Below are 18169 nucleotides of genomic sequence, written 5' to 3' on the forward strand. Positions count from 1 at the left end.
CCGCACCGGCGGCACGCTCAGCTTCTCCCGCTCCCGATGGGCGGCGTTCCTCGCGGCGCTGTAACCGGCCGGATCGAGCGATCCGGCGTGCGCGCCGCCCCGCGCTGCCAGAGTGGAGGCATGGGATTCGGCATCGCTGATCGAGAGGAACCGGCGTGCAGCGAGTTCGGGCTGCGGGTGGAGCAGGCCGAGACGGGGATCGGGAGCGGGCCCGCACTGGTGTTCGTCGTTGACGGGGAAGACCTGTTCGGGCGGACGTTGCAGCTGAAGGGCGTCGGGCGGGACCCGGACTCCCTGCTCGGGAGGTCGAGTCCGCTGCTGCCGACCGATTGGCCGGAACAGCCGCGGACCACGGTGCTGCGGCGGTGCAATTGCGGCATCGAAGGCTGCGGATTCGCTAGCGCTCGGATCCAGGAAGACCGGTACGGCTGCGACCACGTCGTCTGGAGCGATTTCACGCTGCATTGCATGGGCGATGTGGAACCTCCCACAGAGCTACGATTCCGCACCGCTCAGTACGTCGCGGAAATCGTGCGCTGCCACGCCGATCGGTCGCGGGAATCCACTGCCCGGCGCATCGCACGAGAGGTGGCCGGGGTGCTCGACGCCGACCCCGGCATCCTCGGCCAGTGGGGCTTGGGCCTGCGGCGAGCACAGCCGCATGACTGGCAGGGCGAGGTCTCCATGCTGGTCACAGATGGCGCTGCCGACTACATGACGAGCCACGGCAGCACGGACGACGCCGCGACGATCATCGCACGGCTGCGGTCCGCCGATCCCCGCGAAAGCGCCGAGCACACCTACCCCAGGCTCGGATGAATCCACTTAGGATTGCCTTGCCGAAATAAGGCAAAGTAAACTTAAGCAAGGTTCGGCGAACATTCCCAAGGGTTGCCTGATGAATTGCGAGTTGTCAATTGGAGCGTATTCTTCGAGCCATGAACACCACCGCTAAGAAGATCCAGCCGCGCGAATCCCGGTTCCACCAGCTGCTGCAGGACCAAGTGCGCAACGAGCTCACCGCCTCGCAGCAGTACCTCGCGGTCGCGGTGTGGTTCGACAACGAGGACCTGCCGCGACTGGCCGCGCACTTCTACCGCCAGTCGGTCGAAGAGCGCAACCACGCCATGATGATCGTGCAGTACCTGATGGACAACGACATCAAGGTCGCGATCCCGTCCATCGAAGAGGTCCGCAACGACTTCACCGAGACCCGCGAACTCGTCGCCCTCGCGCTGGAGCAGGAACGCGAAGTGACGCAGGAGATCGTGACGCTCGCCAAGGCCGCCCGCGACGAAGGCGATTACCTCGGCGAGCAGTTCCTCCAGTGGTTCCTCAAGGAACAGGTCGAAGAGGTCTCGCAGATGTCGACGCTGCTGGCGGTCGTCGACCGCTCCAACGGGAACCTGTTCGACGTCGAGAACTTCCTCGCCCGCGAAGCCGTCGGCGACGAAGGTTCCGACCCGACCGCTCCCCCGACGGCCGGCGGGGCGCTCTGACGCCTCCGCGACGACGCGCACGGCCCCGGCGCACCTCAGCGCCGGGGCCGTCGCACGTCCGAACCGGTCAGCCCGGTTCGCCGGGAGGTTCGCTGGTCGGAGCCGTCGGCTCCGACGAGGACGGCACCGAGGTCGGCGGGTCCGACGGTTCCGAGGACGTCGGATCCGGCGCCGACGTCGACTCGCGCAAGATCGACAGCCGTTCGCTGGTCGGATCCGAACCGTGCCGCGGCACCACGCCCGAATCCGGCGAGCCGTGCTCGGGCCTGCCCGGCGCGTGCGGGACGAACGTCGAGGTGACGTCCGGCAGCGACGGGTCGCCCGGGGACCGCTCCGACGTGCTCACCACCGGCGGCACCGCCGGGCGCACCGGATCCGGCGCCGGCCGCGCGACCAGCACCGCGCCGCCGCCCACCAACACCGTCATCGCCAGCGCGCCGCCCACCGCGGCCACCGTCGTCTGCCGCTTGCGCCGCCGTCGCGCGCCCGCCACCAACGACCACTCCGCGCCGGTGCGGACCCGCACGTCCAGCCGGTCGTCGGCGAACATCCGGTGCAGCTCGTCATCGAGGTCGCCCATCACACCCCACCGCCCTCGAAGACCGGGCCGAGCTTCCGGCGCAACGACGCCAGCGCCTTGCTGGCCTGGCTCTTCACCGTTCCCGCGCTGACCCCGAGCGTCTCGGCGATCTCCGCCTCCGACAGTCCCTCGTAGTAGCGCAGCACCACCACCGCGCGCTGCCTCGGCGGCAGACCGCGCAACGCCTGCCACAGCGGCTCGTTCTCCAGCCGGTCCGGCGACTCCACCGCGGGCACGTCCGGGAACTCCGCCAGCAACGTCTCCCGACGAGTGCGGCGCCACCGGCTCACGTGCGTGTTCGCCATCGCCTTGCGAATGTAGGCGCGCGGCTCCTCGCACTGCTGGCGGATCTTCGGCCAGCGCGCACCCACCTTCTCCAGCACCGTCTGCACCAGATCCGCCGCGTCGTGCGGATTTCCCGTGAGCGCGTGGCCGTAGCGCATCAACCCCGGCAGGGCGACGCGCACGAACTCCGCGAAATCGTCCTCCGTCGCCATGTCCCCTTGACGTGCCGGGCGTGACCAACCCACCGACGCCTCTGCAGCGGCGCGTACGGCAGGCAATTGAGCGGTCACGCCGCCTCCCCTCCACGACCTGTGCTGTGGAAGGACACGCCCGACCCGGCCGAGCGGTTGCCGGAACCACCCGAGTTCACTCGGGTGGCCCAACGACGCGGGCGCCCGCACCTCGGCGGGCGCCCGCGCCCGACGGGTCAGCGCAGGGTGACCTGGCGGCCCCGGAGGCCGTCGCGGGAACGGCGCTCGGCGGCGTCCAACGGCGTGGACTCCAAAGAGTTCAAGGCCTCGGCCAAGCGCTCGCCCAAGGCGGCGGCGGGCTCGTTCCACTCGCGCGGGTGCTTGTCGCGATCCAGGTCCCACACCGGGACGAGGACGCCGTGGGCGCGGAACGAACCGGCGAACTTGCTGTCCTCGTCCAACGCCAGCTCACCGCGCGCCGCGAGGCGGGCCAGCGCGGCCAGCAGCTTCTCCTCCGGCTCCGGGCGCACCCAGCGCAAGTGCGCCTTCTCGCCCGGATCCACCCAGTACGCCGAGCGCGCGCCCTCGGCCGACAACCGCTCCGTCGGCATGATCGCGGCGTTCGCCCGCTCCAAGGACAGCGCGACGTCGCCGGTGGCCTCGGTGCCCTCCGGCAGCCACCACGAGAAGTCCTCGTGCAGCACGACCTCCAGCTCCGCGGCCGGGTCGATCAGGTCCTGCAACCGCGTCGGCACCTCGGCCTGCGCCGGCTCCGGCCCCACCACCGGCAGCGACGCGCCCGGCTCCGCCTGCTGCACCCACTCGATCGCGCGGGCCAGGTCGCGGCTCAGATCACCCGAACGGGTCTGCACCTGGAGGCCGACGAACGCGTGCCCGTCGGTGCGCCGCACCGCAGCCGCGGCCATCGGCAGCACCGAGGCGACGGTGACCTCGGAGCCGTCCCGCAACGGCAGCTTCGCCGTCGCCGACGGCACGAACTCGCGCAGCGCGACCAAATCGCCCTCCGCGGCGAGACCCTCGAAAGGCCTGGTCACGATCACGTCGGCGGAGCCGCCCGCGGCACCGTGGCACGCCTTGTAGCGCTTCCCGGAACCGCACGGGCAAGGCTGCCTCGGGCCGACAGCTCCCTCAGCGCGCTGGGACGGGGCCGTTCGCTTCGACACTCGAAGCCTCCTCGCTGGGTGTGATTGGACCCACCGACGCTATCGAGCCGCCCCCGAACCCGACGTTCCGGGTCAACGCACCCGGACTGCCGAGAACGAACTCCTACCCGAGCGAGCCCGCCAGCCTCGCCCGCGTCGCACCCGGTCGGTTCGTGGCCACGAACCGCACCCCGGCGCGGCGGCACAGCTCCACGTCCGCCGGGTCGTCCACCGTCCAGCAGTAGGTGTCCCGGCCGCGCGCCGCCAGCCGATGCGCCAACTCCGGGTCCTGGCGCAACAACCGGACGCTCGGCCCCGCCAGATCCGCCCAGCGCGGCAACTCCCCCGCCCGCACCACGCGCGACGAGCGGTCGAACAGCAGCACCGTCGGCACCCCCGGCGCGTTCGCGCGGAACCGGCGCACCGCCGCCGCCGAGAACGACATCATCACCACCGGCGAATCGTCCTTGTGCGCGGGCGCCGACACCCCGTGCCGGGCCAACGCGGCCGTCAGCTTCGCCTCGACCAGACCCCCGTACCGCACCGGATGCTTCGTCTCCGCGAACAACCGCACCGGACGCGACTGCGCCCGCACCAGGCCCAGCAGCTCGTCGAAGGTGAGGATGCGGCGCTGCGACTTCCCGCCGACCGGGCTCGCCCGCGGTTCGAAGACCAGGTCGTCCGCGGAGTCCGGCAGCTCGTGGTGCCACTGCGCGAAGTCGAAGCGGGACATCGCGCCCAACGTCAACTCGCTCACCACGCCCCGGCCGGTGGACGTGCGGTCCACCCGGCGGTCGTGCACGCACACCAAGTGCCCGTCGCGCGTCACCCGCACATCGCACTCCAGCGCGTCGGCGCCCTGGTCCAGCGCCACCTGGTAGGCACCGAGCGTGTGCTCGGCGCGTTCCGCCGACGCTCCCCGGTGCGCGACGACCTCCGGACCACCCATGCCCGGCATTATCCCGATCCGCGCGGCGAGCTCTCAGCGCGCGGCGGTGGACGGGCGTTCCGGGCGCGGCGGCACGGGCGCGTCCTTGACGCCGAGGACCCGGTGGCGCGGGAGCAACACCGGATCCGGCGGGACGATCAAGGTCGTGATGTAGTTGATCACGCGCATGGTGAGGACCGCGCACACCGCCGCCGCGACGTCCGTCCAGAAGTGCAGCACCACGCCGTCCGCCATGGCTTGCACCCCGTCGCGGAACGACCACAGGAACGTCACCCAGCCGAGCAGCAGGCTCACCGCCCACGCGATCCACCAGGCGCCCACCAGGCGCGACGGGCGCGGCCTGGACTCCAGCCGACGATCGCCCGCGGTCGCCAGCACGCCGTGCTCCAGCTCCGCCAGCGCCGTCCCCGGCGCCACCAGGTTCGCACCCGGCACCAGCACACCCGCGACGACCTGCCACTCCGGGCGGCGAGGCGACACCTCCAGCCGCCGGGCCGACGCCTTGCGCGCCCACAACAACCACAGCACCGCGAACACGCCGCTGGTCACGCCGAGCAGCCAGCTCAGCACGCCCGCCGTCACCACCAGCGTGTCCGACAGGTCCAGGGCCACCTTCGACAACGCCGAACCGCGGCTCATCAGCAGCAGGACGTACCGCCACGCCTCGCCCACCGCTGCCACGCCCGACACCGCGGCCATCAGCCACAACGCCGACCACGCCATCGCCGCCAGCCAGGTCACCCGCTGCACCGGATCGATCTGCGGGCGCGTCGGCAGCGCCAACGGCCAGCGCCAGCCCAGCAGCGGGAAGCCCCACCGCGGCACCCCCGGGTACGACGGCGGTCCGGTGTAGCGACCGGTGGGGCGGGTGCGGCGACGCGGACGCAGGCCACCGGGTGGAGTGGCCACCCACTCCACCCGCAAGCCCGACCGGCGCTCCGGCGGCGGTGCGCCCGGTGGCGGAGTCGTCACAGCACGAACGGCTCGGCGCCGGGCTCGTCGGACACCACGGGACGGCCCGCGGCGGACCACCCGTTCATGCCGCGCTCCACGTTGACCGCGTCCCAGCCGTTCGCGTTCAGGTACGCCGTCACCCGCGCCGAGCGACCGCCGGAGCGGCACACGACGTAGACCTGGTCGGCCTCCGGCAGCTCGTCGAGCCGCTGCGGGACCTCGTTCATCGGGATGTGCACGGCGCCCGGCGCGTGGCCGGCGGCCCACTCGTCGTTCTCCCGGACGTCCAGCAGCGCGAAGTTCGCGGCGGGCAGGTCTGCGGGCAGCTCCTCCGGCGGCACGCCGGGTACTTGCATCGGGGTAGTCACGCCCCGATGCTGCCACGCCCGCCGTGGGCATGTCGTGAGGTGTCGGCGCACACCCCGGACGAAGTGAACGGACCGTTCGTCCAAGCCGGTTGGACGAGCGGTCCGTTCACTCGAAACCCGACCCGGCACCGCGAGCGCCCGACGCGCCGCGGTGCCGGGGGAAGCGGGTGAACGGACCGTTCGTCCAACGGGATCGGACGAACGGTCCGTTCACCTCAGCCGAATCAGTGCTCGGTGGCCTTCTCGGCTCCGGCGCCGGTGAGGGAGCGGACCTCCATCTCGGCGTACTTCTCCGCGTTGTGCGGCTCCTTGCTCAGGATCGTGCCGAGGTAGCCGAGCAGGAAGGACACCGGGATCGAGATCAAACCGGGGTTCTTCAGCGGGAACCACGCGAAGTCCAGCGACGGGAACATCGCCTCCTCGCTCCCGCTCACCGCGGGCGAGAACACGATCAGCACAATGGTCACCGCGAGCCCGCCGTAGATGCTCCACAGCGCCCCGGCCGTGTTGAACCGCTTCCAGAACAGCGAGTACAGCAGCGTCGGCAGGTTCGCCGAGGCCGCCACCGCGAACGCCAGCGCCACCAGGAACGCCACGTTCTGGCCGTTCGCCGCGATGCCGCCGAGGATCGACACGATGCCGATCACCACCGCGGTGATCCGCGCGACCTTCACCTCCTGCTGCTTGTCGTCGACCTTCCCCTTCTTGATCACGTTCGCGTAGATGTCGTGCGCGAACGAGGCCGAAGCGGTGATCGTCAGACCCGCGACGACCGCGAGGATGGTGGCGAACGCGACCGCCGAGATGAATCCGAGCAGCAACGGCCCGCCCAGGTGCAACGCCAGCAGCGGCGCCGCCGAGTTCACCCCGCCCGGCGCGTCCTTGATCGCCTCCGGCCCGACCATGGCGCCCGCGCCGTACCCGAGCACCAGCGTGAACAGGTAGAACAGGCCGATCAGCCAGATCGCCCACACCACCGAACGCCGCGCTTCCTTCGCGGTGGGCACCGTGTAGAAGCGCATCAGCACGTGCGGCAGCCCGGCGGTGCCCAGCACCAGCGCGATGCCCAACGACAGGAAGTCGAGCCTGCTGGCTCCGGACTCGCCGTACTGCGCGCCGGGGTTGAGCAGCTTCTCGCCATCGGCACCGGCTCGTTCCACCGCGGACCCGAGCAGCCCGGAGAGGTTGAACCCGAACTTCGCGAGCACCCAGATGGTCATCACGAACGCGCCGGCGATGAGCAGCGCGGCCTTGATGATCTGCACCCAGGTGGTGCCCTTCATGCCGCCGACCAGCACGTAGAGGATCATCAGCGCGCCGACCACGGCGATCACGATCGCCTGCTGCGCCTTGCTCTCGATGCCCAGCAGCAGCGCGATCAGGCCGCCGGCACCGGCCATCTGGGCGAGCAGGTAGAAGAACGACACCGCGAGCGTGGACAGCGAGGCCGCGGTCCGCACCGGGCGCTCCCGCATCCGGAAGCTCAGCACGTCGGCCATCGTGTACCGGCCGGTGTTCCGCAACAGCTCCGCGACCAGCAGCAACGCCACCAGCCACGCGACGAGGAACCCGATCGAGTAGAGGAACCCGTCGTACCCGTACACCGCGATCGCCCCGGCGATGCCGAGGAACGACGCGGCCGAGAGGTAGTCGCCGGAGATGGCGATGCCGTTCTGCGGCCCGCTGAACGCGCGTCCCGCCGCGTAGTAGTCCGACGCGGTCTTCGTGTTCCGGCTCGCGCGGAACACGACCACCATGGTGACCAGGACGAACAGCCCGAAGATGCCGATGTTGAGCCACCGGTTCGACGCGGGGTCGGGCGCCTGCGCCAGGTACGGGTGGGCGAGCACGGGTTGGTATCTGCTGGTCACCGCTGCTCTCCTTCGACGCGTTCGCGGATCTGCTCGGCGACCGGGTCCAGGTTCTTGTTGGCGTACCGGACGTAGAGCGTCGTGATGAGGAAGGTGGAGACGAACTGCAGCAGCCCGAGCACCAGTCCGACGTTGATGTTGCCGACGAGCTTGATGCTCATGAACCCGTGGGCGTAGTCGGCGAGCAGGACGTAGACCAGGTACCAGACGAGGAAGACCGCCGATACCGGGAAGACGAACTTGCGCAGCCGTTGGCGGAGCGTGGCGAATTCGGGGCTGTTCTGGGCAGCGGCCCAGGTTTCGGCATCGATGCCGGGACTGGGATCGCTCTGGCCCGTGGAGCTCACGGTTGTCCTCCTGGGTCGGGAGGTCGCACTCACCGGCGCCGTGTGACCTCTGTCTCTAATCGCCGCGCGAACGCTACGTAGTTCGTCTGAATCTGGAAAGGCCCCGAAAGTGGATTGATATCAATCCGCTGGGTGATCAGGTCGGACTTAGACACTAGAGCTTGCCACGGATCGTGACCTCTGTCACTCGCATCTCATCCGTCTTCCCCCAAGCAGGTCAGGCGCGGTCGAGTCCGCCGGGGCGCGCGGATCGCCCGTCCGGTTCGCCCGGTACGTCCGACGGAACCGGGTGCCCGAGCACGGCGCCGCCTCGGACGGGCGGAAGCGTGGGGCGATCCGCTCCGATTTCTCGCGAAATTGCGGGGATAGCACTCCGTGCACACCCGCTGAGCTGCGCTGGACCCCGCACCTGGTCCACGTCCGTCCCCCACGAGGGGTGTTCGCGGTTCCGGGGGAGGGAACGAGGAGCCGCGAGGAACGCGGAGTGCGATCACGGGAGCACCGACGTCCGCCGAGCCCGGTCAGAGGCGGTGCCTGCCACCGGATTCCTTGGTCACCACCGGCTTGCGCACCCGGCCGTCGTGGAACCCCAGGCGGTCCGGCGCGTGCATCCGCAGCATCATCCGCGAGACGCCCTCCGGGACCTGCTGCTTCGTCCCCAAGCTGACCAGCACCATCGCCGCGAACGCCACGGGCACGCTCACCAGCGCGGGCTGGCGGACCAGCTCCCCGAACAGCCCGCCCGGATGCGGCCACACCACGCTCACCGCCAGCGCGGCCAGCACCAGACCGCCCCCGGCCGACAAGCCCACCGCGGCGCCCAGCGCCGTCAGCCGCCGCCACCACACGCCCAGCACCAGCAGCGGGCAGAACGTGGAGGCGGCCATCGCGAACGCCAGCCCGACGCTGCGCGCCAAGTCCTGCTCGGCCACCAGCAGCGCCACGCCCGTCGGCACCACCGCCGTGACCAGCAACAGGACCGGCATGTGCCAGTTCTTGACCCGCTGGAAGTTCGACGCCACCACCCCGGCGACGCTCACCACCAGGCCCGAGGACGTCGACACGAACGCCGCGAACGCGCCCGCGGCCGTCAACGCCGTCAGCAGAGCGCCCAGCCAGTTGTCGAGCATCGCGTGCGGCAGCAGCAGCACCGCCGCATCCGTCTCACCCGTGACCAGCAACTTCGGCGCGAACAGCCGGGACAGCAGGCCGAGCACCGTCGGGAACAGGTAGAAGGTTCCGAGCAGGACCAGCACGAACAGCGCCGTGCGGCGCGCCCCGTGCCCGCTCGGGTTCGCGTAGAAGCGCACCAGCACGTGCGGCAACCCCATCGTGCCGAGGAAGGTCGCGAGGATCAGCGAGTACGTCCCGGCCAGCGACGCCGGATCAGCGCTCGCCGGGTGCATCCACGAGCCGTTCTCCGCGTCGGCGCCGGCCACCACCGGCACCGCGGCGCCCGCACCGAAGGACAACGCGCTGCCCGCGGCGACCTCGTAGTCGCCGGGCGGCACCCACACCTCGGCCGTGCCGTCCGGCTGCAGCGGACCGCCCGGAGCGCCCGGCTCCGCGGTGACCCGCAGCCACGTCGGCTCGGTCACCTGCAGCGTCACCGAGGTCTCGACGGCCACGTCGGTGTCGCGTTCGAAGACCGGTCCGGGCGCGTTCAGCCGCTCCTGCGCGGAACCGCCGAGCAGGAACACGGCGAACAGCACGAACGCCGGGAACGTGATCGCGAACAGCTTCAGCCAGTACTGGAACGCCTGCACCAGCGTCACCGCGCGCATGCCGCCGCTGAAGACGCTGGCCAGCACCACCGGCAGCAGCGCGACCGCGCCCGCCCAGGTCGGCAGCTCGGCGATCACGGCGAACGTCAACCCGGCCGCCTGGAACTGCGGGACCAGGTACAACCAGCCGATCAGCACCACGAACACGGTGGTCAGCCAGCGCAGCCACGGAAGATCCAGCCGCACCACGGCGAAGTCGGGCACCGTGTAAGCCCCGGAGCGGCGCAGCGGCGCGGCGATGAACAACATCACCGCCAAGTACCCGGAGGCGAACCCGATCGGGTACCACAGCGCGCTCGAGCCGTCCTTGAGGATCAACCCGGCCACGCCCAGGAAGGAGGCCGCCGAGAGGTACTCGCCCGAGATGGCCGCCGCGTTGCGCTCCTCCCGCACCAGCCGCCGCGCGCGGTGCAGGTCCGAGGTGGCGCGCGCGTGGCTCGACCCCCACGCGCCGATGGCGAACGTCGCCACCACCACGACGGCGATCCCGCCCAGCGTCCATAAAACGGAGACCTCCGGCACCGCCGAACCCACCGCTACCGCTCGATCATGTGCAGGAAATCGCGCTCGTGCCGAGCCGCGGCCCGCGAATACCAGAAACCGAGCAACGCCATGAACGGGTAGGGCAACACCCCGAGCACCAGCCAAGGTAACCGGATTCCGGCGATCACCATGTCTCCCAGCGACGGCAGCACGTAGAACAGCAGCGGCAGGCCGAACAGGCCCACCCCGAGAAGCCCCGTCATCAGCAGGGCGCTCCGCAGCTGAGCGCGCACCAGATAACGGACCAGCACCTCACCGACGCTGGTCTGCTCCTCGAGCTCCATGATCGTACGGGGCACCGGCGCTCCGTGGCGCCGATCGGACAGGACCACGCGCTGCCGACGAGGCCGGCGACCGCCGGGAGCGCTCGTCGGCTGCTCCGGCGTCATGCCCCACCGGCCGGGAGGCGGCGGCTCATCCCTGCGACCCCCAGCCCTGCCGAGGCGCGCGCACCAGCCGGTCCTTGAGCTCGCGGGTGTGGCGCCTGCTGACGGGCAGCTCCTTCGGCTCCCCGCCGCCGAGCAGCACCGAGTAGCCCGACGACGACATGCGGAGCTCGCTGACCAGGGACATCGACACCAGGTACGAGCGGTGGATCCGGATGAAGTTGGCGTCGGCCCAGCGTTCCTCCAGCTGCGCCAGCGGAATCCGCACCAGGTGCGAGCCGCCGTCGGTGGTGTGCAGGCGCGCGTAGTCGCCCTGCGCCTCCACCCAGCGCACCGTCTTGCGGGACACCATCTTCGTCGTCCCGGCCAGCTCCACAGGGATCACCTCGTCCTCGTCGGCGGCGGGAAGTTCCGCGGCGGGCACGTCCGGCCGGCCACCGGCGGCGCGTTCGGCCTTGGTGCGCTCGATGTTGCGCAGCGCGCGGTCCACGCGGTCGGCGTCGGCCGGTTTCATGATGTAGTCCAAGGCGCCCACCTCGAACGCCTCCAGCGCGTTCTCCTCGTGGCCGGTGATGAACACCAGCGAGGGCGGCTGCTTGAAGGCGTTGAGGACCCTGGCCAGCTCCATGCCGCTGAGCCCCGGCATGGACACGTCGGCGAACACCGCGTCCACGACGGACTCCTCGCTGTCCCGGGAGCGCAGCTGGTCGTCGCTGCGCAGCAGGCGCAGCGCCTCGGCCGCGTCGAACGCGAGGAGGACCCGCGCCACCCGCGGATTGTTCTCCAGCAGGAACTTCATCTCGTCGAGCCCGGCCATCTCGTCGTCCACAGCCAGCACGACTAATCCCGAGGCGCCGGGCTGAACGTTGGTGTCCGGTTGAATACTCACTGTAACGCCAATCCTGCCGCGCCGGGTGGCGCACTGTCCACGATCAGATCTCTCGGCTCGGTGCACCACGACGACGATGTCGCGGATCCCCGGCCCGCACGTGCGGCGTCGCCGAGCGATGCCGTGGCAGCCGCTGCGCAGATCATCGTGGCATCACTCGGCCGAGCGACACAGGGCACGCCGCCGGGCACGCCTGAGTGAGGTGTGTCACGCCGCGGAATCAACGTACGGTGTTCGACCGGACACGGAGGCGGCGGGGTCGGCGAAACGCGGTCAGCGGCCGTCCACCGCCGCGCTCCGCCGGGCGCTCACAGTCCGAAGCGGGACCACTGCGCGCGCTGCTCCAGCGCCTCCACCAGCGAGGACGCCGAGGATCCGAGGCCGACCCGGGCCCCGGGGCCGCTCCCGCTGAGCCTGGCCAGCAGCGGCTTGCGCGGTTCGACGTCCACGAGGTGCGCCTTCGGGAACTTCTCCTTCACGATGCCGCGCAGCGTGCCCAAGCCGTCGACGAGGCCGAGCGCCTCGGCCTTGGCCCCGGTCCACACCTCACCGGTGAACAGCTCCTCGGTGCTGCTGAGCTTGTCGCCTCGCCGCTCCCGGACCCAGTCGGTGAACTGCTCGTGCAGCTCGTTCTGCAGGCCGTGCAACCAGCGCACGTCCTCGTCCTTCTCCGGGCTGAACGGGTCCAGCCGGACCTTGTTCTCGCCCGCCGTGTAGACCCGGCGCTCCACGCCGATGCGCTCCAGCAGCCCGTTGAGCCCGAAGCTCGCGCTGACCACGCCGACCGAACCGACCATCGAGGTGCGGTGCGCGTAGATCTCGTCGGCCGCGCACGCCAGCCAGTACCCGCCGGAGGCGGCGACGTCCTCGCAGAACGCCAGCACCGGCACCTCCTTCTCCGCGGCCAGCCCGCGGATCCGGTCCGCGACCAGCGCCGACTGGGTGGGCGCGCCACCGGGAGAGTTGATCGACAGCACCACCGCGGAGAGCCGGTCGTGGTTGAACGCCCTGGTCAGCGCCGACTCGGTGGTCTGCATCGAGATGGTGCCGCGACTGACGGGGCCGGGCGTCGGCGTGATCGTGCCGTGCAACTTGACCACCGCCACCACCGGTCCGCGTTCGGCCCGCTCGGCCAGCTTGGGCGGCAGTTTCGAGGCGAGCTTGCCGGTCAGGACGTCGGTGAACTTCTGCGGTGCGTTGTCGTTCATGCCCCGACGTTACCGGCTCGCCCGCGCCACCGGAGGGCCCGAATCGTCCTGATCAGTGGCTGGGCTGCGCGGTCGCGCCGGGGGACGGCTCGTCGAACGCGGCCACCGGCAGCGGCAGCACGCCGGGCGCGAACTTCGGCACCCGCATGATCACCTTCATGCCCGCGTTCTCCGCGGTCTCCACGACCAGCCCGTAGTCGTCCCCGAAGGTCGCGCGCATCCGGTTGTTGATGTTGCCCAGGCCCACGTGCGCGCCTGTCAGGTGCGCGTTCGCCAGCTCCGCGTCCAACCGGTTCGGGTCCATCCCGATGCCGTCGTCGTCCACGCTGATCAGCGCCTCCGAGCCGCGGTCCTCGGCGACCACCGACACCGTGCCGCCGCCGGGCTTGGTCGCCAGCCCGTGCCGCACCGCGTTCTCCACCAGCGGCTGCAGCGCCAGGAACGGCACCACCACCGGCAGCACCTCCGGCGCGATCTTGAGCTGCACCTTCAGCCGGTCCGGGCCGAACCGGGCCCGCTCCAGGATCAGGTAGCGGTCGATGTTGCGGATCTCGTCGGCCAGCGTCGTGTAGAGCCCGGTGGAGCGGAACGAGTAGCGGGTGAAGTCCGCGAACTCCATCAGCAGGTCGCGGGCCTGCTCCGGGTCGTTGCGGATCTGCGAGGAGATGGTGTTGAGCGCGTTGTAGATGAAGTGCGGGGAGATCTGCGCCCGCAGCGCGCGCACCTCGGCGTGCGCCAGCTTCTCCTTCGACTCCTGCAGCTCGGCCAGCTCCAGGTGGGTCGACACGTGGTGGGCCACCTCGCTGGCGGCCCGCAGCAGCCGCTTGCGGTCGCCGCCGCTGATGATGACCAGCACGCCGCGGATCTCCCCGGAGACCTCCAGCGGCACCACGACCCCGTACCGCATCAGGCAGGGCCGCTGGTCGCACAGCAGGTCCGTGTGGTCGACGTACTCCCGCTTGCCGTCGCGCAGCGCCACTTCGATCTTGCCGCGCAGGTCGGCGTAGTGCTCGTTGGCGTCGCCGTCCCAGCTCAGCAGGGTCCCGTCGGCGTCGACCACCCCCACCGCCACGCACGAGAGCAGTTCTCGCAGGTGGGGCGCGGTCTTGTCCGCCGATTCCTGCGTCATGCCCGATCTCAGGAACGGCGCGGCACCCGTCACGTGGTGCAAGGCCGTCAGCATCGCGTCCTCCACCGAGGTGCTCACCCGGCGCGAACGGCACAGCAGCACGAACATTCCGAGCACGGCGAGGGCGGCGAGCGCGGTCAGCACGGTCCGCTCGGTCAACAGCTCCGGCACGCCCACCAGTATTCTTCCCCGACACTCAAGGAATCAAGAAGACTACGCTGAGTAGACCAATCCCCTCGGTGAGCGGTTCTTCCCGGCTCCGTTCGGCCCCATAAGTTGAGCAGAACGAACGCACCCGGACGAGATCGGTCCGGATCACTTCAGCAACCGCGACATCCGCCGGTCGGCGAGCTTCTTGCCGCCGGTCTGGCAGGTGGGGCAGTACTGCAGCGAACGGTCCGCGAACGAGACCTCCCGCACCAGGTCACCGCACACCGGGCAGGGCAACCCGGTCCGCCCGTGCACCCGCAGGCCGGAGCGCTTCTCCGCCTTCAACCTCGCCGCGTCCTGGTCCGCCGAGCGCTCCACCGCGTCGGTGAGCACCTCCCGCAGCGACGCGAACAACCGCCCTGCCGACTCCTCGTCGAGCTTGCCCGCGGTGGCGAACGGGGAGAGCCGGGCGCGGTGCAGGATCTCGTCGGAGTACGCGTTGCCGATGCCCGCCAGCCGGGACTGGTCGGTGAGCACCGTCTTGATCCGCTCGGTGCGGCCGGCGAGCACGCCGGCGAACTCGTCCACGGTCACCGCCAGCGCGTCCGGTCCGAGCCGCGCCACGCCCGGCACCTCCGACGGGTCCCGCACGATCCACACCGCGAGCTTCTTCTGCGTGCCCGCTTCGGTCAGGTCGAAGCCCGGACCGCCGAGGTGCACCCGCAGCGCGATCGGCCCGCGCCCAGGCTTCGGCGGAGCGGGCGAGACCGCGTCGGACCAGCGCAGCCACCCGGCGCGCGCGAGGTGCGCCACCAGGTGCACGCCGTCGCAGTCCAGGTCCAGGTACTTGCCGTGCCGGGCGGCGGCGGTGACCGTCCGGCCGTGCAACGCGGAGTACGGCGGGTCGGCGGTCTTGAGCACGCTCAACGACGCCACGTCGACCCGCGCCACGGCGCGCCCCACGGCGTGGTCCCGCAGGTGGCGCGCCAACGCCTCGACTTCCGGCAGCTCAGGCACCCCACCAGTCTGCCAAGATCCGCCGGTGGGCGGCGCCCGATCATTCGGTCGGCTGCAGCGAGCCGTTCATGTCGGGTTCGGCGTAGAGCTCGATCTGCCGGGCGATCTTCGCGGTCTCCTGGCGCACGTTGAGGAAGCCGCGCTGCACGCCGACCCAGCGCTCCGGCTGGTGCTCCTCCTCGTCGCCGGGAGTCTCGGCGATGATCGTCCACGGGCGGTGCAGCAGCCAGCGCACCGGGAAGAACAGCACCACCACGAGCAGCGCGAGGATCAGCCAGATCGGGATGTACACGCCCGCTGGCGTCCACAGCACGAACGTTGCGACCAGCACGATCAGCACGCCGAACATCAGGATCGCGGGCCCGGCCCCACCGTTGACGTCGTGCTCGAAGTCGTCACCCGCGATCGGGTTCGACCACTCGAGGCTGGAACGCACGTTCCAGAGCCTGCCGTCGGAACCCCGAACCACCCGGTTCATCGTCGCCTCCTCGCCCGACGCCGGGCGTTCTCGGATCGGTCGTCTCAGCCGTGCCGCCACTCGTTCCGGTGTCGAGCACCGTCACCGAGCGTGCCGATACCGTATCGCGCTCGTCATCGGCCTGGAGGGTGAAACTCGGGCGGCACCCGGTCATTGTCGATCACACCGGCCGAATGGACCAGCCCTCCCCCGCCAGCCCTCGCCGAACTCGTCCCGCCTGCCGGACCGGGTGCCGGTCGCCGCGGTGCCGTGCGCTGCCGCGCGCGGACCGGACCGGGCCGATGGTGACCCCCCGGCAACGGGGCGCGAACCATGGGTTAAAGTGTTCTCAACAGCGCTTCGAGGGGCGCGGAGATCACTCCGGTGATCGAGCTCCTCAAGGTTCTGATGCGGATGTAGCGCAGCTGGTAGCGCATCACCTTGCCAAGGTGAGGGTCGCGGGTTCGAGTCCCGTCATCCGCTCGCAGAAAGGCCCCGCCGGGTTCGGCGGGGCCTTTTTCGTCGTCGCGGGCGGTCAGCTCTCCAGCTTGAAGCCGACCTTGAGCCCGACCTGGAAGTGGGCCACCTCGCCGTTCTCGACGTGGCCGCGGACTTCGGTGACCTCGAACCAGTCGACCTCCCGCAGCGTCTGCGCGGCTCGCCGCACTCCTTTGCGGATCGCGTCGTCGACGCCTTCCGCGGACGAGCCGACGATCTCGGTGACCCGATAGATGTTGTCTGCCATGCCCCGGATGGTCGGTTCGGACACCTCCGGCCGCAAGCCGAACCCGATCTTGGACTAGACCAATCGGCCTCAAGGTCTGGACCAGTAGCCCGCTCCAGCCGATCTCCATATTGCCCAGAACGGCGCTATTAAGCCAGAAGGGTGAGAAGTAACTTTTGCGGCACCGATCCAGAAAGGAGCACTCCCATGCTCAAGAAACGTGTTAGAAGCACGATCGGTATCGCAGCGCTCAGCATTGCCGGTTTGGCATTGCCGGTTTTCACCTCCGGTGTCGCGAACAGCCACGGATTCGTCCAGAGCCCCGCGAGCCGCCAGGAGGCCTGCTCCAACGGCACCCTGAACGACTGCGGCGCGATCCAGTGGGAGCCGCAGAGCGTGGAAGGGCCGAAGGGCTTCCCCGAGGCGGGCCCCGGTGATGGCTCGATCTGCTCCGCGGGCCAGGAGGGCTTCTCCGAGCTCGACGACCCGCGCGGTGGCCAGTGGCCCACGACGGACGTCGCCGCTGGTCAAGACTTCCAGTTCCAGTGGAAGATCACGGCCGCGCACTCCACGACTTCGTTCCGCTACTTCGTCACCAAGGACGGCTGGGACCCGAACAAGCCGCTTTCGCGCGACCAGCTCGAGCCGGCCCCGTTCGTCGACGTGGACTACGGCGGCGCCCAGCCGCCGAACACCTACACCCACGACGGCAAGATGCCCGAAGGCAAGACCGGACGGCACGTGATCCTCGGCGTGTGGGACATCGCGGACACCGCGAACGCCTTCTACTCCTGCGCGGACGTCAACTTCGGCTGACCCCGTTTTCCGTTCCCCGGCGCTTCGCCCCGGCGCGCGATGAGCACGCCGGGGCGAAGCGCGTCGGCAACCCCGATTTCGATCTTGAATCGAACCGGCAAAAAGGGGAATTTCGCGGAGCTGTGGGAATGAATTCGAATTGATCGATCATTCACCGCTCCCCCTGCCCGGCCGCGGAGCTACTCCGCGGCCAAGCCGACCGGGCAGGAGACGCCGGTGCCGCCGATGCCGCAGTAGCCGTTCGGGTTCTTCGCCTCCGACAGGTACTGCTGGTGGTAGCCCTCGGCGTAGTAGAACTCCCCCAGCGCCGCGATCTCCGTGGTGATCGAGCCGTGGCCCGCCGCGGTCAACGCCGCCTGGTACTGCTCGCGGCTCGCCTCCACCGCGGCGCGCTGGGCGTCGTCGGCGTAGTAGACGGCCGAGCGGTACTGGCTGCCACGGTCGTTGCCCTGGCGCATGCCCTGCGTCGGGTCGTGGCCCTCCCAGAACACCCGCAGCACCTGGGACAGCTCGATCACGGCCGGGTCGAAGACGACCAGGACGGCCTCGGTGTGCCCGGTCAGACCGCTGCACACCTCTTCGTAGGTGGGGTTCGGCGTGTAGCCCCCCGCGTAACCGACGGCAGTGGTCCACACGCCCCCGGTCCGCCAGAAGATCCGCTCCGCGCCCCAGAAGCAGCCCATGCCCACGACCAGCGTCTCGGTGCCCTGCGGGAAGGGCGGGACGATCGTGCGGTCGCCGAACACCGCGTGCCGCTCGGGCACCGGGAGCGGGGTCGAGCGGCCCGGCAACGCCTCGTCGGGGTCGATCATGCGGGTCCTGTCACCGAAGAACAGCGCCATGCCCCCGATGCTACGCG

The 18169-nt window shown here is 70.3% G+C and carries 20 protein-coding genes and 1 tRNA gene; 4 read left to right on the top strand and 17 right to left on the bottom strand.

The window, feature by feature from the left end:
* Window positions 1–120: 120 nt before the first annotated feature.
* On the top strand, window positions 121–819 hold the full coding sequence (locus OOZ19_RS13205; RefSeq protein WP_266090392.1) for a hypothetical protein: 699 nt from the start codon (window positions 121–123) through the stop codon (window positions 817–819).
* 119 nt (window positions 820–938) lie between these two features.
* Window positions 939–1499 carry a ferritin gene (locus OOZ19_RS13210; RefSeq protein WP_266090393.1) on the top strand — a complete coding sequence of 187 codons (561 nt, stop codon included), beginning with the start codon at window positions 939–941 and terminating at the stop codon, window positions 1497–1499.
* A 67-nt stretch (window positions 1500–1566) separates the two neighbouring features.
* Here OOZ19_RS13210 and OOZ19_RS13215 read toward each other — a convergent pair whose 3' ends face one another.
* The 15 genes from OOZ19_RS13215 to OOZ19_RS13285 form a co-directional block, all read right to left on the bottom strand.
* Window positions 1567–2079 (bottom strand): hypothetical protein, encoded by a 513-nt coding sequence (locus OOZ19_RS13215; protein ID WP_266090394.1) that lies wholly within the window; start codon window positions 2077–2079, stop codon window positions 1567–1569.
* Entirely contained in the window at window positions 2079–2576 is a 498-nt protein-coding gene (locus OOZ19_RS13220) for a SigE family RNA polymerase sigma factor (RefSeq protein WP_266090395.1), read from the bottom strand. The genes OOZ19_RS13215 and OOZ19_RS13220 overlap by 1 nt, the downstream gene beginning before the upstream one ends.
* A gap of 215 nt (window positions 2577–2791) precedes the next feature.
* Window positions 2792–3739: a DUF5926 family protein gene (locus OOZ19_RS13225; RefSeq protein ID WP_266090396.1), complete on the bottom strand. Its 948-nt coding sequence runs from the start codon at window positions 3737–3739 to the stop codon at window positions 2792–2794.
* 103 nt (window positions 3740–3842) lie between these two features.
* Window positions 3843–4667: a glycerophosphodiester phosphodiesterase family protein gene (locus tag OOZ19_RS13230; RefSeq protein WP_323055131.1), complete on the bottom strand. Its 825-nt coding sequence runs from the start codon at window positions 4665–4667 to the stop codon at window positions 3843–3845.
* Window positions 4668–4700: 33 nt separating this feature from the next.
* The gene (locus OOZ19_RS13235) at window positions 4701–5576 is read right to left on the bottom strand and encodes a DUF4328 domain-containing protein (protein WP_266090398.1); all 876 of its coding nucleotides are present in this window, start codon (window positions 5574–5576) and stop codon (window positions 4701–4703) included.
* Between the two features lie 59 nt (window positions 5577–5635).
* Window positions 5636–5977: a rhodanese-like domain-containing protein gene (locus OOZ19_RS13240; RefSeq protein WP_266090561.1), complete on the bottom strand. Its 342-nt coding sequence runs from the start codon at window positions 5975–5977 to the stop codon at window positions 5636–5638.
* Between the two features lie 236 nt (window positions 5978–6213).
* A complete protein-coding gene (locus tag OOZ19_RS13245) occupies window positions 6214–7821 on the bottom strand; it encodes a monocarboxylic acid transporter (protein ID WP_507028810.1) in 1608 nt (535 codons plus the stop codon).
* A gap of 35 nt (window positions 7822–7856) precedes the next feature.
* Window positions 7857–8207 carry a DUF485 domain-containing protein gene (locus tag OOZ19_RS13250; protein WP_184483882.1) on the bottom strand — a complete coding sequence of 117 codons (351 nt, stop codon included), beginning with the start codon at window positions 8205–8207 and terminating at the stop codon, window positions 7857–7859.
* A 521-nt stretch (window positions 8208–8728) separates the two neighbouring features.
* Window positions 8729–10525 carry a sodium/solute symporter gene (locus tag OOZ19_RS13255; RefSeq protein ID WP_266090399.1) on the bottom strand — a complete coding sequence of 599 codons (1797 nt, stop codon included), beginning with the start codon at window positions 10523–10525 and terminating at the stop codon, window positions 8729–8731.
* Window positions 10526–10527: 2 nt separating this feature from the next.
* On the bottom strand, window positions 10528–10833 hold the full coding sequence (locus tag OOZ19_RS13260; RefSeq protein ID WP_266090400.1) for a hypothetical protein: 306 nt from the start codon (window positions 10831–10833) through the stop codon (window positions 10528–10530).
* Window positions 10834–10948: 115 nt separating this feature from the next.
* Window positions 10949–11758 (bottom strand): LytR/AlgR family response regulator transcription factor, encoded by an 810-nt coding sequence (locus OOZ19_RS13265; RefSeq protein ID WP_266090401.1) that lies wholly within the window; start codon window positions 11756–11758, stop codon window positions 10949–10951.
* Between the two features lie 359 nt (window positions 11759–12117).
* Window positions 12118–13017, bottom strand: coding sequence for a S49 family peptidase (locus tag OOZ19_RS13270; RefSeq protein WP_266090402.1), 900 nt, complete (start codon window positions 13015–13017; stop codon window positions 12118–12120).
* A 52-nt stretch (window positions 13018–13069) separates the two neighbouring features.
* A complete protein-coding gene (locus tag OOZ19_RS13275) occupies window positions 13070–14317 on the bottom strand; it encodes a GAF domain-containing sensor histidine kinase (protein WP_266090403.1) in 1248 nt (415 codons plus the stop codon).
* A gap of 144 nt (window positions 14318–14461) precedes the next feature.
* Window positions 14462–15313 carry an Fpg/Nei family DNA glycosylase gene (locus OOZ19_RS13280; protein ID WP_266090404.1) on the bottom strand — a complete coding sequence of 284 codons (852 nt, stop codon included), beginning with the start codon at window positions 15311–15313 and terminating at the stop codon, window positions 14462–14464.
* Window positions 15314–15353: 40 nt separating this feature from the next.
* Window positions 15354–15791 (bottom strand): DUF983 domain-containing protein, encoded by a 438-nt coding sequence (locus tag OOZ19_RS13285; protein WP_266090405.1) that lies wholly within the window; start codon window positions 15789–15791, stop codon window positions 15354–15356.
* 389 nt (window positions 15792–16180) lie between these two features.
* On the opposite strand from OOZ19_RS13285, the gene OOZ19_RS13290 reads away from it, so the two are divergent.
* Window positions 16181–16253: transfer RNA gene (locus OOZ19_RS13290), tRNA-Gly, on the top strand.
* Window positions 16254–16305: 52 nt separating this feature from the next.
* On the opposite strand, the gene OOZ19_RS13295 is transcribed toward OOZ19_RS13290, so the two are convergent.
* Window positions 16306–16515: a dodecin gene (locus tag OOZ19_RS13295; RefSeq protein ID WP_184483896.1), complete on the bottom strand. Its 210-nt coding sequence runs from the start codon at window positions 16513–16515 to the stop codon at window positions 16306–16308.
* A gap of 243 nt (window positions 16516–16758) precedes the next feature.
* Between OOZ19_RS13295 and OOZ19_RS13300 the strand changes: the two genes are divergently transcribed.
* Entirely contained in the window at window positions 16759–17310 is a 552-nt protein-coding gene (locus OOZ19_RS13300) for a lytic polysaccharide monooxygenase auxiliary activity family 9 protein (RefSeq protein WP_323055132.1), read from the top strand.
* Window positions 17311–17489: 179 nt separating this feature from the next.
* Here the strand turns inward: OOZ19_RS13300 and msrA are convergent, their stop codons facing one another.
* A complete protein-coding gene (msrA, locus tag OOZ19_RS13305) occupies window positions 17490–18152 on the bottom strand; it encodes a peptide-methionine (S)-S-oxide reductase MsrA (RefSeq protein WP_266090407.1) in 663 nt (220 codons plus the stop codon).
* Window positions 18153–18169: the final 17 nt, after the last annotated feature.

Source organism: Saccharopolyspora sp. NFXS83, from assembly GCF_026241095.1.
Taxonomy (GTDB): Bacteria; Actinomycetota; Actinomycetes; order Mycobacteriales; family Pseudonocardiaceae; genus Saccharopolyspora_C.